We start from the raw sequence: 12,344 nt of genomic DNA, 5'->3' as shown, positions 1-12,344 counted from the left end.
TCGAACGGACGCGGCGTCGCTCTCCGAGTGGCGGTCAGCCGTCCCCGAGAGCGGCGAGAACGTCCGGTCGCGGGGCGAAGAACACGGAGCCGGTGACGGCGGTGGAGAAATCGAGGAGGCGGTCGTGGAGTCCGGGCGGATCGCCGAGGAACATGCGCTCGAGCATCCGCTGGATGACGCTCAGATCGCGGGAGCATCCGAGGAAGTACGTGCCGAACTCATCATGGCCCGGGCGGCCGAACGGCATGTTGTCGCGCTGGATGTCGTGCTCGACCCCCTGTTCGTCGACGATCGTCGCCAGGGACTTGTGCGACTGCTGACCCGACGGTGCATCGTCGAGCTCGACGTTCTCGAGCTTCGTTCGCCCGATGATCGCCTCCTGCGTCTCGGTCGGCAGGGCACGCCAGGCGGCGAGAGGGTGCAGGTACTTCTGCGTGACGATGTAGGAGCCACCGCGGTGCGCGGGGTCCTCGTCTCCGACCAGCACCGCTGCGTCGAGTTCGGCACCGATCGGATTCGCCGTCCCGTCGATGAATCCCAGGAGATCGCGCCGATCGAAGGAGCGGAACCCCACGGTCTCGTCGACGACGCGGACGGCGTCGCCGAGCGACTCCAGCAGACGACGTTCGAACTCGAAGCAGACGTCGGCACGCTCGGCCCGGATGTGGAAGAGCAGGTCTCCGGGGGTCGACGGGGCGGTGTGGTGCGCGCCGACCACGGGGGTGAACGGGCGCAACTGAGCCGGACGGGGGAGTGCCGTGAGCTCGGCCCAGATCGCACTCCCGATCCCGACCGTGCAGGTGAGCGCGGAATCGGAGTAGGGGAAGGCGAGGGACTTGATCGATCCGGCGAGGTCGGCGAGGACGTCTCGCACCCGATCGGCTGCGCCGGGAGCGACGTCGACGACGAGGAAGACGGCATTCGCCGTGAGGGGCGAAGCGACCGCCTGCACCGCACCCCGGGGGTCCTGATCCGTCATGCGCGCCGATCCTTTCCATGTGGATTGTGACAGCGCCAGTCTCGCGGAACGCGGCGTGCGGCGCATCCGACAGATGACGAACGGCCACGCGACAGCGGGGAGGGGATGTGCGCCCCCGGGGCGGGTGATGTGCGCTCCCTCGGGCGCGGGTAGCGTCGCAGACGCCCCACCCCCTCGACGACCGGAGCCCGCCCCGTGGACGATGCATCGACCTCTCTCGGAGAGTACCTCCGCGCCCGCCGCGCCGTCACCCAGCCCGACGACTTGGGGATCGTTCCCACCCCCGGACGGCGGGTCACGGGCCTCCGTCGCGACGAGGTCGCCGCCCTGGCCGGGATCAGCAGGGAGTACTACCTGCGCTTGGAGCAGGGCCGCGGTGCCCGCCCCTCCGACCAGGTGCTCCTGTCGCTCTGCCGGGCGCTCCGGCTCGACCACGAGGCGAGCGCCTACGCCTTCCGCCTCGTCTCGGGACGGCTGCACACCCCCGCTCCCGTTCCCCGGGACTCGGCCGACCGCATCGTGCGCGCGCTGTCCGCCTGGACGCACACCCCGGCGTACGTCACCGATCCGCACCGCGACATCGTCGCCGCCAACCCTCTCGCGACCGTGTTCGGGCACGGCGGTCTCTCTGCAGGCGGGAATCAGCTGCGTCATCTGTTCGTGCCCCGCATGAAGGAGACGCTCGTGGAGTGGGAGGCGATGAGCCGCGCAGCCGTCGCCACGCTGAGACGCGACGCCGTACCGCAGTCTCCTCGGTTGCGGGAGATCGTGGCCGAACTGTCGTCGGATCCCGACTTCGTGCGCATCTGGGCGCGGCACGACGTGTCCGGCCCCGAGGATGCCACGTTCCACATCCTCGTCGAGGGAGTGGGGGAGATCCCGGTGGACGCCCAGAACTTCGCGGTGCGCAGCATGCCCGGGTATCAGCTCACGGTGCTCTCGGCACCGCCGGGCGCCGTCACCGCCGCCGTGTTCGCCCGACTGGCCGATCAACTGCCCGGCGGGATCGGCGCCGATGCCGTGGAGGCGGCGCGATGACCATGAGCGGTGGGTGGGACGACGCGGGCCTCCCAGCGCTCGCCCTCGCTCCCGTAGCGTCGGGCGCGAGGCCCGACGACGCGGGCCGGGAGGAGCAGCATGACCATCACCCCGCGGCATCCGGAGGCGACCTCCTCACCGTACCCGGACGCGTGGCGGGCATGAACCTGCAGGACCTGGTCGACGAGCTCGCCGAGACACTCGACCGCTCGATCGTCATCAACGACCCCGCATTCCGCCCCATCGTCGCCAGCGCGCAGGGCGACGAGATCGACGAGCTCCGCGCACGTGCACTCCTGCGTCGGGTCACTCCGCCGCGGGAACGGGCGTACGTCGAGAGCCTGCGCCTGACGCAGTCCCGGAGGCCGCGGACCGTGGACCTCGCGGAGTTCGGCGCCCATGAGCGCCTCGCGGTTCCGATCTGGTCGGACGACACCCTCCTGGGAATCCTGTGGCTCATCACCGGTGGGCTGCCCCCGTTGCGCGAGGAGCAGTTCCGAGCCCTGGACGCGGCCGTCGACGTCGTACGCACCGTCCTCGCCGCCCAGACCGAGAGCACCGCACTCACGGCTCGGGACGGAGTGATGCGCTCGCTGCTGGCCGCCGACCCCATCGCCCGTCGCGATGCTCTGAGCATGGCGGTGCGCGCGCACGGCGTCACCCGCGACGCCGACACCCTCGTGCGGGCCGTCGCGATCGGCCACGACACGGGCGTCGTCCAGCGGGCCGCACTCGGACGCGCCGTCGAGAGCGCCACTCGGTCCGCGCTCGTGCTGATCGGCGAGATCGGCGCGGCGCTGCTGTTCCTCGGCCGCCGCGGCGAGACCGAGCGCCTCGACGCCGCCGTCATCGCCGAAGCAGAGCGCGCGGGAGTGCTCCTGCGCGCCATCGGCGCGGCCGGGCTCTCCGACGCCGACAACGATCTGCATCCCGTCGCCGAGCGGGCCATCGCCACCGCCACCGTCGCAGAGCTCCTCCCGGAACTCGGCAGAAGCCTGCACGCCGATGACGTCGGTCCCTGGCTGCTGATCTCCGACGTGCTCACCGACCCCCGACGACTCTCCTGGTACTCGCCCGCCGCTTTCGCCCTCGTGCACGACGCCGACCCGCTGCGCCGGCAGACCATCGAGGCGCTCCTCGACAACGCCGGGCACGTGCGACAGGTGTGCGAGGTGCTCCACATCCACCGCACGACGCTGTACTACCGGCTCGAGAACATGCCCCAGGTGGTGCGCGACGCCCTCGACGACGGCATGCAGCGCAGCGCCCTGCACCTCGGGCTCAAGCTCGCCGCCTACTGGGAGAACGCGGGTCACATCCGATGAGCGCTCGCCGCATCGAGGTGACCACGAGCGACGGTGTCGTGCTCGGCGCCCACGACACCGGAGGAGACGGCGTCCCCCTGCTGCTCCTGCACGGCTGGTCGCAATCGCAGGAGATGTTCCGCCACCAGCTCACCGGCTTCGGCGCTCGCCGCGTGATCAGCTTCGACATGCGCGGGCACGGAGGCTCGGAGGCGCCGACCCACGGCTACCGCATCGCCCGCTTCGCCGCCGACCTGCGCGATGTGCTGGAGGCGCTCGCCGTGGATCGCGTCGATCTGCTCGGGTGGTCGATGGGTGCGTCCGTCGCCTGGTCGTACCTCGAACTCTTCGGTGACGCGCGCGTGCGCTCCCTCGTCGTCGTCGACCAGCCCGCCGCGGTCATCGCGCAGTCCTGGATGAGCGAGGAGGAGCGCGTGCGGGCGGGGAGCATCCTGCCCGTCGACGGCCTCGTGGCCCTGGCCGATGCCGTCGCCGGTCCGGAGGGCGAGAGCGCGGTGCGGGCGTTCCTGCGCGGAATGTTCTCCGGCCCGGTGGACGAGGAGCTCTGGTCCTTCGTCATGAGCGAGGTCGCCCGCACGCCGCCGCATGCCGCGGTGCCCCTGCTCATCGATCACGGCACCCAGGATTGGCGCGACGTGGTGCGCGGCATCCGCGTGCCCACCCTCGTGATCGGATGCGACGGCAGCCATGTGCCCCCGGAGTCGCAGCGGTGGCTGGCGGAACGCATCCCCGGCGCTCGCGTGCACGTCTTCCCGCGCGACATCGCCTCCTCGCACTTCCCGTTCCTCGAGAACCCCGAGGCATTCAACGCGGTCGTCGGTGCGTTCCTCCGCGAGGTCGAGCACGGCGCACTCGACAGTCGTCCAATGCACTGACGACAAGCGGTCGGAAAGGGCCGAGCCTCCTCTGCCGTAGCGTCGGGGAAGAGAGCCGGAGATCCGGCGCAAGGGAGTGTGAGATGGCCATCAAGCCCACGGTCGTGCTGGTGCACGGAGCGTTCTCGGACGGGGCGAGCTGGTCGCCGGTCGCGATGCGGCTCCTCGGCGAGGGCCTCGAGGTACGGGTGCCGGCGATCTCGAATCGGAGCCTCGCCGCGGATGCCGCGTACGTGCGCTCCTTCGTCGAACGGATCGATGGCCCGGTGCTGCTCGTCGGGCACTCGTACGGTGCCACGGTCGCGGGTGTCGCCGGCGATGCGGCGAACGTCCGCGGCCTCGTCTTCATCGAGGGGTACGTGCTCGTGGTGGGGGAGAGCGCGCAGGACGTGCACCGCCGCTTCCCGGACCCGGAGGCGATGCCGTACTTCGACGAGGCGGCCTATCCCGTGCCCGGAGAGGCGGATGCCGCGGAGATCTCGGTGAGGATCGAGGAGTTCCCCTTCCTCACGGCCCTCGGCATCCCCGCAGACGAGGCCGCCGTGCTCGCCGTCACCCAGCGCCCTCTCGACGCGGAGGTGCTGGCGGAACCCGCGACGGTCGCCGCCTGGCGCGACCGACCGTCGTGGGGCGTCGTGGCGACCGCCGACCGCCTCATCAACCCCGAGGCGGTGCGCTTCGGACTCGACCGGGCGGGCGTGCGCGAGCTCGTGGAACTGCCCGGTCCGCATCTCGTGCTGCACACCCACCCCGGCGATGTCGCCCGGCTGATCGTCGACGCCGCCGACGCCGTGCGCTGACAGAATGAGCGCTGTGACCGATATCGAAGCTCCTGCCAGCCGAGCGACCGGGTTCTGGGTCGTCGCCGTCGCCTTCCTGCTGGTGATGGCGTACTCGACCGTGCCGACGCCACTGTATCCCCTGTACCAGCAGCTCGACGGATTTCCCGTGTCGGTGGTCACGGTGGTCTTCGCCGCCTACGCGGTCGGAGTGGTCGCGAGTCTGTTCCTGCTCGGTCATGTGAGCGACTGGATGGGGCGCCGGCGGATGCTGGTGATCGCCATCCTCGTCTCGGCGCTCTCGGCCGTGCTCTTCATGGTCTTCACCGATGTCGCCGGTCTCCTCGTCGCCCGCGTGGTGAACGGCGTGAGCATCGGCATCCTCACGGCGACCGCCACCGCGCACCTCGGCGAGCTGCGCGCTCGGGCCCGACCCGACGAGAACGCGATCGTCGCGGCGTCGGTGGCCGGCGGGGCCAACCTCGGGGGACTCGCGCTCGGGCCGCTCATCGGAGGAGTGTTCGCGGACTACCTCCCCGATCCGCTGCATCTGCCGCACACCGTGTTCGCGATCGTGCTGATCTGTCTGGCCATCGCCGTGGCGCTCGTGCCCGAGACGGTCGCGCCGCAGCACCGGCAGTACCGGCCGCAGCGGATCGCGGTCCCCGCGTCGTCGCGCGGAGCATTCGTGGCGGCGGGGTTCGCGGCCTTCGCCGGGTTCGCCCTCTTCGGCCTATTCACCTCGCTCGCCCCGACGCTGCTCGTCGGCACCTTCGGCGAGACCCGCCATCTCGTCGCCGGTGTCACGGTCTTCCTCGTCTTCGGCTCCGCGGCCGCCGCCCAGGTGCTCCTCGCCCGGGTGTCACGGCGCTCGCAACTGCTCTTCGCCGCACTCGCCTGTGGGATCGGTCTCGCGGCGATCGCGCTCGGCGCCGTGCTGCCGTCGTTCGTCCTGTTCCTGGTCGGCGGCGTGGTCGCCGGTGCGGGTGTGGGGGCGCTGTTCAAGTGCGCCCTGGCCACGGCATCCGAGATCGCCGAGCCGGGTCGCCGGGGCGAGACGCTCGCCGCGATCTTCCTGGTCGCCTACTGCGGACTCGCCGTCCCGGTGCTGGCGATCGGCGCCGCCCTGACGGTGGTGCCGCAACTCGTCGTGCTGCTGGTCTTCGTCGTGCTCGTGGCGGTCGTCACGGTGGTGGCGGCGCTGCGGATGCGACGAATCGCGCGCTGAGCGCACTGCGCGGTGTGCACCGCGCGCGTCGAGGCACCACGAACGCCTCGAGACATCATGTGTGCAGTGACGTCTCGAGGCGGAGATGGTGTCTCGACGCTCAGGACGCGCGCTGCACCGCCGTGCGCAGGGCGTCCGGCAGCTCGGCCGTGCCGCCGTCGAGCCGCTCCCCGTTCAGGAAGAACGTGGGCGTGCCGTTCACGCCGCTGCGGATGCCGCCCTCCTCGTCCGCGCGGATGCGCGCCAGGTAACGCTGCTCCTGTACCGCCGCGCGCAGATCGGCGACGGGGAGGGCGAGCTTCGCGCAGATCTCGGCGTAGAGCGGCGATCCGAGTCGGGTCTGGTTCTCGTACAGCAGGTCGTGAACCTCCCAGAAGGCGCCGTGCGATGCGGCGAACTCCGCCACGAATGCCGCATCGACCGCTTCGGGATGCATCTCGGCGAGCGGGAAGTTGCGGAACACGAAGCGCACGCGGTCGCCCAGTTCGGCGAGGAGCTTCTTGACGACCGGGTATGCCTCGCCGCAGTAGGGGCACTGGTAGTCGCCGTATTCGACGAGCACGACGGAGGCGTCGTCCGGTCCGGTGCTGTGGTCGTCGGTCGAGACGGGAATGCGGAGCGAGGACATCATCCTCTCCTTTCATCCGGGGTGAGAGCGTCGAGCGCGTCCAGCACGCCGTCGACGCCGGGGTTGAGGGCGACGGGGGAGAGATAGCTCCAGGCGATCACGCCCGCCGCGTCGATCACGAAGAGGGCCCGACGGCTCTCCCCGGTGCTGTCGTCGTAGGCGCCGTAGAGGCGGGAGACCGCGCCCTTCGGTTCGAAGTCGCTGAGGAGCGGGAAGTGCAGCCCGTGCACGGAGGAGAACGCCTCGTGCGACCACACGTTGTCGACCGACACGGCGACGACCTGCGCGCGGCGCTCGTGGAGCATCGGCAGCGCGGCGTTGATGACGGAGAGTTCATCCCCGCACACCGGACTCCAGTCGGCGGGGTAGAAGGCGAGGACCACCGGCGCACCGCGGAGTTCATCGAGCCGCAGCGACTGGTCGGCGGTGACGCGCAGCGTGAAGTCGGGTGCCGTGGTCCCGGCGGTGAGGATCCGCTCGCGGCCCTCGGTCTCAGGGGTGTCTGTCATGGCTCCACTCTCCCTTCCGCCGGTCGCCGCCGGTTAGAGCGCGCGTCCGGACTCGACCAGACAGGTGTCGAGGAGGGATGTCACGGGGTCGGCGCGTTCTGAGAGGGATCGACCGCACCGTGCGCGGAGCGGGCGATGAGGAGGAGGATGCCGAGGACCGCTGCGGCACCGACGATCGACGCGCACGACCACGCCCGATCGAGGGCGAATCCGATGCCGCCGCCGGCAGCGAACGCCACGAGCACCGAGGTGTAGGCCGCCGCCGGACGCAGGTGGGGCTCGCCGTCGGAGGCGATCGTCCTCCCCGCGGCTCGAGCGAGAAGGCTCGCGGCCATCTGAACCACCGAGGTGACGGCGATGTTGCCGTAGAGCATGCCGGTCTCGCGGTGGAAGGCATTGCCCTGCACCCCGGCGACGAAGCTGATCGCGCCGGCGATCCACTCCGGCCCCACCGCCCCCGTGACGCTCGCGAGGGCGAGCGCGGCGAGCGCGATCACCTCGCACAGCAGCACCTCGACCGAGTACCCGCGCCCGGTTCGCGCCCGCCACAGCACGACGAGCGTGCAGAGGAACGAGCCGAGGGCGAACGACAGGACGGATGCCGCAGCCGCGAGCACCCTCGACGGGTCTCCCTCGGCCACGAAGTAGCCGATCGAGAGCAGATTGCCGGACTGCACGGTCGCGAAGGTGCCGATCTGCCCGAACGTCCAGGCATTGAGCAGGCCCGAGACCAGGGCGAGCGCGGCAGCGGCGGGCGCGCTTTCGAGCAGGGGATAGGGGCGGGGCGTGCGAACGGTCGATGACGACATGAAGACCTCCAGGGATGCCCCCATGCAAGCGCCGTGCGGGATCGACCCCGTCCGACGAGAGTCGAGAACCGATTCGTCACGGGGGTGTGTACCGGCGAGGGACCAAGGAGCAGACTCCTCGGTATCGTCCGGAACCATCACGAAGGAGTACCGCATGGACACGTCCGAGAACGCCGAGCTGGGGCATGAGGTCCCGACACTCGGGAACCCCGACCTGCCGCAGGAGGGCGAGGTGAACATCGCCGACCGTCCGCAGAGCAACACCATGGGCGGGCCGCAGAACGAGGTCATCGAGTCGCAGTTCCCCAATCAGATGCACGCTCCGGCGACCGACATCAGCACGCAGCCGTTCTTCTGGTCGTCGTTCAACATCTCCCCGCGGCGCGTGCAGCGCGGCGGGTGGGCGCGGGAGCTCACGAAGCAGGACTTCCACATCTCCGACGAGATCGCCGGGGTGAACATGTACCTGGAGCCCGGCGGCATCCGCGAGCTGCACTGGCACCAGACCGCGGAATGGGCCGTGATGACCCGGGGTAAGGCGCGCGTCACGACGCTGAGCCGCTCGGGTCTTCCCGCCGTCGAGGACGTGGAGGAGGGCGACCTGTGGTTCTTCCCGGCCGGCACCCCGCACTCCCTGCAGGGACTGGGTCCGGACGGCGCGGAGTTCGTGCTCGCGTTCGACGACGGCGACCAGTCCGAATCGAACACGCTGCTGCTCACCGACTGGTTCGCGCACACGCCTCCCGAGGTGCTCGCCAAGAACTTCGGCGTGGCGCAGGAGGTGTTCTCCGACATCCCGCTGCACAACCTCTGGATCTTCCCCGGTGACGAGCCGCCGGCCCTCGAGGTCGATCAGGCCGCCGCGGGCGTCGAGTGGGGCATGGAGCCGGTGATCTTCCGCCTCTCGCGGTCGAAGCCGCTCTACGAGAACTCGGGCGGGTCGATCCAGATCGCGGACTCCACCAACTACGAGTACTCGTCCACCGTCGCCGCGGCGCTCGTGACGGTCGAGCCCGGTTCGATGCGTGAACTGCACTGGCACCCGAACGCCGACGAATGGCAGTACTACCTGCGCGGCTCCGCCCGTATGACCGTGTTCAACACGGGGCCGCACGCCAACACGACCGACTTCCGCGCGGGCGATGTGGGCGTCGTGCGCAAGAACTTCGGTCACTACATCGAGAACACCGGTGATGACGTGCTGCAGTTCCTCGAGGTGTTCCGCACCGACAAGTACGAGGAGATCTCGCTCGCGAACTGGCTCTCGCACGTTCCGCCGCAGCTCGTCTCGGCGCATCTCAACATCGACCCGGCGATCCTCGCGACGTTCCCGCGCGGGGCGCAGGGGATCACCCCGCTGCGCTGAGCACCGGACGAAGGGGGCGGTGCGACCGAAAGGTCACACCGCCCCCTTCGTGTGCGTCGGGGAGGCGGGAAGGCGCCGACCCGCGCGGCGGCTCAGGAGCACAGCACCGAGGACGAGCACGGCGACCACCGCTCCGATCGCCGTGTCGCCGACGCGCGCGAGCACCGATTCCAGCAGGCGGTCACGGTCTCCGCCCGTGACGAGCAGGAGCGCCATGGGCGTCACCAGCATCAACGCGAAGAGCAGATTGCGTCGCACCAGCGCCACGAAGCCGAACACGAGCACGCCGACGATCGTGAGCAGCGCGAGTCGCTCCGGTGTCCAGAGGAGGAAGAGCAGCGCGAGTGCGCCGCCCAGGGCGGTGCCGAGCACGCGCTGCGCCATCCTGATCGTGCCGCGGTGCACGTCGGCATCCTTCTGGAGGATGCCGAGCACCGCGAGCAGCACCCAGGCCGCGTGGTGCAGACCGAGCGCGGCGCTGACGAGCAGGGCGAGGAGGATCCCGACCGTGAGCCGTGCGAGGATGCGCGCCGACTCCGGCGTGAAGGTGAACGTCCAGCCATGATCCGCCGGGGCGAGGGCATCGCGTCGCCGCACCGCGGGGACGAGCAGCGGAGCGACGACCGCGGCATAGCCCGCGAGGATCCCGACGACGATCGTCGCCAGGACGACGCCGGGGTCCATCGCGGCCCCACCGGACGAGGCGGGTGCCGTGAGCTGCCCCATCGACCCCGTCGTCAGGACGGGGAAGATCGCTCCCGGCGGGCCGACATCGAAGGCGAGGCTCAGGAAGGAGAACGCGATCGCGACAGCGCCGATCGCGAGCAGACTCGCGGTGAGGGAATCGCCGGTGAGGATTCCGAGCAGGGATCCCAGGACGAAGCCCGCCGCGATCACGGGGAGCTTGGCCGCGCGCTCGCGACGGCTGCGTCCGGAGAGGTACATGACGACGAGAGCGCCGAACGAGGCGAGCAGACCGAGCGATGCGGCCCCGGCGGCGGTGAACACGACGGCGGGCAGGACGACAGCGAGCATCGCCTGGGTCGCGGCGACCCAGGAACCGGGCGAGGGAGTGACGGCGGTGAGCTCGCGGAGCGTCCGGGAGGGCCGGCTCATGAGGGCGCGGCGGGGTGGGGCGGGGAGTGGTGCGCGGCGCCCGCATGATGGGCGCGGCGGGGAGTTGCGGCATCCGCCGTCTCGACCAGATGTTCGACCTCCACCGAGTTCGCGAGCGCGCCCGCCGTCTCGATCACCGTCTGGTCGTAGCGGGTCAGTCGTGCTCGGTGCTGCTGCAGGTGCTCGTCCCAGCTGCCGACGCCGAAGGCTTCGACCCAGCCGCCGTCCTCGCGGTCCTGGTAGAGCGCCCAGGTGCGCGCGCCCGTGCGCCGCCGGCTGTGCTCGACGAGGCGCATCTGCGCGCGGAAGGCATCGACGTTCTCGGGCGTGACGTCGTAGCGCACGAGAACGAGGGTGGGGCTCGTGCCATCGACGTCCACGGACGCTTCGGCGAGAGGGAGCGCGAACGTCTCGCGCTTCTTGTCGGCGGTCTCGAGCAACGGCCAGAGGAGTTGCGAGGCCGCGACCAGCAGCGTGACCACGCCCGCGGCGGCGGTCACCGCGGTGGCACCGACCCAGCCGGCGACCACACCGCTGAGAAGCCCGCCCGCCGCCATCGAGCCGTACAGCACCATCTGGTACACCGAGAGCCCCCGCGCCCGCACCCACACCGGCAGGAACGATTGCACCGCGCCGTTCAGCGTGGCGACGACGCCGATCCACGCGGCACCGGCGAGGGCGAGAAGGGGCAGGGCGAGCACGATCGTCGGCGAGAGGGCGACGCCGATGGTGGCCGCGCCGAAGAGGACGGATGCCGCGAGCACCGTGCGGTTGGCTCCCCACGAACGGAACACGGGCATGAGGAAGGCCGCGCCGATCGATCCGACGCCGATCCCCGCCAGCAGCAGACCGTAGCCGGCGGAGTCGAGCCCCAGCCGCTCTGTCGCGATGAGGGGGAGGAGCGCGTAGAGAACGCTGCCGGGCACGACGAACGCCCCGAGCCGCACGTACATGCGCCGTACGACGGCGGCGCGGGTGACGTAGCGGACTCCCGCCCGTGCCGCGTCGACGAAGCGCTCGGCCTGTCGCGCATCCGGACGGTAGCTGCGCCAGGTGACGAGCACGACGAGGAACGCGGCGAACGAGAGGAGGTTCATACCGAACACGAAAGCGACGCCGAAACCCGACAGCAGTACTCCGGCGATCGCGGGACCGATCGCGCGGGCGATGTTGACCGAGACCGCGCTCAGCGACGCCGCCATCGGCACCAGCCGCACCGGCACGATCTCGGTCGCAAGCGCCTGGTACGCCGGCAGCTGCACCGCGGTCGCCCCGCCGAGCAGCAGAGTGATGATCAGCAGCAGGTACGGCGTCATCTCGCCGGTCGCGGTGAGAGTCACCAGGGCAGCGCTCAGAAGGACCTGCAGCGTCTGCATCCAGATGAGCAGCGATCGGCGGTTCAGGAACTCCCCGAGCACCCCGGCCGGGATGCCGAGCAGCAGCACGGGCGCGGCGGATGCCGTCTGGATCAGAGCGATGAGCAGAGGATGCGTGTGCTGCTCGACCATGAACCACTGCGCGCCGACGGTCTGCATCCAGGTGCCGATGTTGCTGACGAGCGCGGTGATCCAGAGTGCGCGGAAGATCGGGACGGCGAGCGGCGCCCAGATGCGGTCGTGCGCAGGATCGTTCGGGACGGGGCGGTCACCCGTCGCGGGCTTCGTTTCGGGCGGGCGGTCCATGCGCGTGCCG

General features: G+C 70.6%; 12 protein-coding genes. 6 read left to right on the top strand and 6 right to left on the bottom strand.

The window, feature by feature from the left end; translation table 11 throughout:
• Positions 1-34: 34 nt before the first annotated feature.
• Positions 35-979 (bottom strand): Dyp-type peroxidase, encoded by a 945-nt coding sequence (locus tag KV396_RS16235; protein ID WP_247956362.1) that lies wholly within the window; start codon positions 977-979, stop codon positions 35-37.
• 195 nt (positions 980-1,174) lie between these two features.
• Between KV396_RS16235 and KV396_RS16230 the strand changes: the two genes are divergently transcribed.
• From KV396_RS16230 to KV396_RS16210, 5 genes are all read left to right on the top strand, one after another.
• Positions 1,175-2,017, top strand: a complete 843-nt coding sequence (locus KV396_RS16230) for a helix-turn-helix domain-containing protein (protein ID WP_247956361.1) — start codon at positions 1,175-1,177, stop codon at positions 2,015-2,017.
• Positions 2,014-3,342 carry a PucR family transcriptional regulator gene (locus tag KV396_RS16225; RefSeq protein WP_247956360.1) on the top strand — a complete coding sequence of 443 codons (1,329 nt, stop codon included), beginning with the start codon at positions 2,014-2,016 and terminating at the stop codon, positions 3,340-3,342. The genes KV396_RS16230 and KV396_RS16225 overlap by 4 nt, the downstream gene beginning before the upstream one ends.
• Positions 3,339-4,217, top strand: a complete 879-nt coding sequence (locus KV396_RS16220; RefSeq protein ID WP_247956359.1) for an alpha/beta fold hydrolase — start codon at positions 3,339-3,341, stop codon at positions 4,215-4,217. The genes KV396_RS16225 and KV396_RS16220 overlap by 4 nt, the downstream gene beginning before the upstream one ends.
• An 83-nt stretch (positions 4,218-4,300) precedes the next feature.
• Positions 4,301-5,017: an alpha/beta fold hydrolase gene (locus KV396_RS16215; protein ID WP_247956358.1), complete on the top strand. Its 717-nt coding sequence runs from the start codon at positions 4,301-4,303 to the stop codon at positions 5,015-5,017.
• Between the two features lie 4 nt (positions 5,018-5,021).
• Positions 5,022-6,224: an MFS transporter gene (locus tag KV396_RS16210; protein ID WP_407665547.1), complete on the top strand. Its 1,203-nt coding sequence runs from the start codon at positions 5,022-5,024 to the stop codon at positions 6,222-6,224.
• A gap of 100 nt (positions 6,225-6,324) precedes the next feature.
• Here KV396_RS16210 and KV396_RS16205 read toward each other — a convergent pair whose 3' ends face one another.
• The 3 genes from KV396_RS16205 to KV396_RS16195 all read right to left on the bottom strand — a co-directional run bounded on the left by KV396_RS16205 (position 6,325) and on the right by KV396_RS16195 (position 8,194).
• On the bottom strand, positions 6,325-6,852 hold the full coding sequence (locus tag KV396_RS16205) for a DsbA family protein (RefSeq protein WP_247956356.1): 528 nt from the start codon (positions 6,850-6,852) through the stop codon (positions 6,325-6,327).
• Positions 6,852-7,361, bottom strand: a complete 510-nt coding sequence (locus KV396_RS16200) for a redoxin domain-containing protein (RefSeq protein WP_247956355.1) — start codon at positions 7,359-7,361, stop codon at positions 6,852-6,854. The genes KV396_RS16205 and KV396_RS16200 overlap by 1 nt, the downstream gene beginning before the upstream one ends.
• An 80-nt stretch (positions 7,362-7,441) precedes the next feature.
• Positions 7,442-8,194, bottom strand: coding sequence for a YoaK family protein (locus KV396_RS16195; protein ID WP_247956354.1), 753 nt, complete (start codon positions 8,192-8,194; stop codon positions 7,442-7,444).
• Between the two features lie 130 nt (positions 8,195-8,324).
• Here KV396_RS16195 and KV396_RS16190 point away from each other — a divergent pair, with 130 nt between their 5' ends.
• Complete coding sequence (locus KV396_RS16190) at positions 8,325-9,536, top strand: cupin domain-containing protein (protein WP_247956353.1); 1,212 nt, start codon at positions 8,325-8,327, stop codon at positions 9,534-9,536.
• Positions 9,537-9,569: 33 nt separating this feature from the next.
• Here KV396_RS16190 and KV396_RS16185 read toward each other — a convergent pair whose 3' ends face one another.
• Together KV396_RS16185 and KV396_RS16180 are read right to left on the bottom strand one after the other, a co-directional pair.
• A complete protein-coding gene (locus KV396_RS16185) occupies positions 9,570-10,652 on the bottom strand; it encodes an FUSC family protein (RefSeq protein WP_247632014.1) in 1,083 nt (360 codons plus the stop codon).
• Complete coding sequence (locus KV396_RS16180) at positions 10,649-12,334, bottom strand: MFS transporter (protein ID WP_247632015.1); 1,686 nt, start codon at positions 12,332-12,334, stop codon at positions 10,649-10,651. The genes KV396_RS16185 and KV396_RS16180 overlap by 4 nt, the downstream gene beginning before the upstream one ends.
• Positions 12,335-12,344 lie beyond the last annotated feature (10 nt).

The sequence above is a fragment of the Microbacterium galbinum genome (genome assembly GCF_023101185.1).
GTDB classification, from domain to species: domain Bacteria; phylum Actinomycetota; class Actinomycetes; order Actinomycetales; family Microbacteriaceae; genus Microbacterium; species Microbacterium galbinum.
Note: the sequence above shows the minus strand (reverse complement) of the source record. Positions and strands in the feature narration are given on the sequence as shown.

Bases quoted from the DNA above. Each gene is read 5' to 3' on its own strand.
- KV396_RS16235 (WP_247956362.1), bottom strand. From the start codon at position 979: ATGACGGATCAGGACCCCCGGGGTGCGGTGCAGGCGGTCGCTTCGCCC.
- KV396_RS16225 (WP_247956360.1), top strand. From the start codon at position 2,014: ATGACCATGAGCGGTGGGTGGGACGACGCGGGCCTCCCAGCGCTCGCC.
- KV396_RS16220 (WP_247956359.1), top strand. From the start codon at position 3,339: ATGAGCGCTCGCCGCATCGAGGTGACCACGAGCGACGGTGTCGTGCTC.
- KV396_RS16215 (WP_247956358.1), top strand. From the start codon at position 4,301: ATGGCCATCAAGCCCACGGTCGTGCTGGTGCACGGAGCGTTCTCGGAC.
- KV396_RS16210 (WP_407665547.1), top strand. From the start codon at position 5,022: ATGAGCGCTGTGACCGATATCGAAGCTCCTGCCAGCCGAGCGACCGGG.
- KV396_RS16205 (WP_247956356.1), bottom strand. From the start codon at position 6,852: ATGTCCTCGCTCCGCATTCCCGTCTCGACCGACGACCACAGCACCGGA.
- KV396_RS16200 (WP_247956355.1), bottom strand. From the start codon at position 7,361: ATGACAGACACCCCTGAGACCGAGGGCCGCGAGCGGATCCTCACCGCC.
- KV396_RS16195 (WP_247956354.1), bottom strand. From the start codon at position 8,194: ATGGGGGCATCCCTGGAGGTCTTCATGTCGTCATCGACCGTTCGCACG.
- KV396_RS16190 (WP_247956353.1), top strand. From the start codon at position 8,325: ATGGACACGTCCGAGAACGCCGAGCTGGGGCATGAGGTCCCGACACTC.
- KV396_RS16185 (WP_247632014.1), bottom strand. From the start codon at position 10,652: ATGAGCCGGCCCTCCCGGACGCTCCGCGAGCTCACCGCCGTCACTCCC.
- KV396_RS16180 (WP_247632015.1), bottom strand. From the start codon at position 12,334: ATGGACCGCCCGCCCGAAACGAAGCCCGCGACGGGTGACCGCCCCGTC.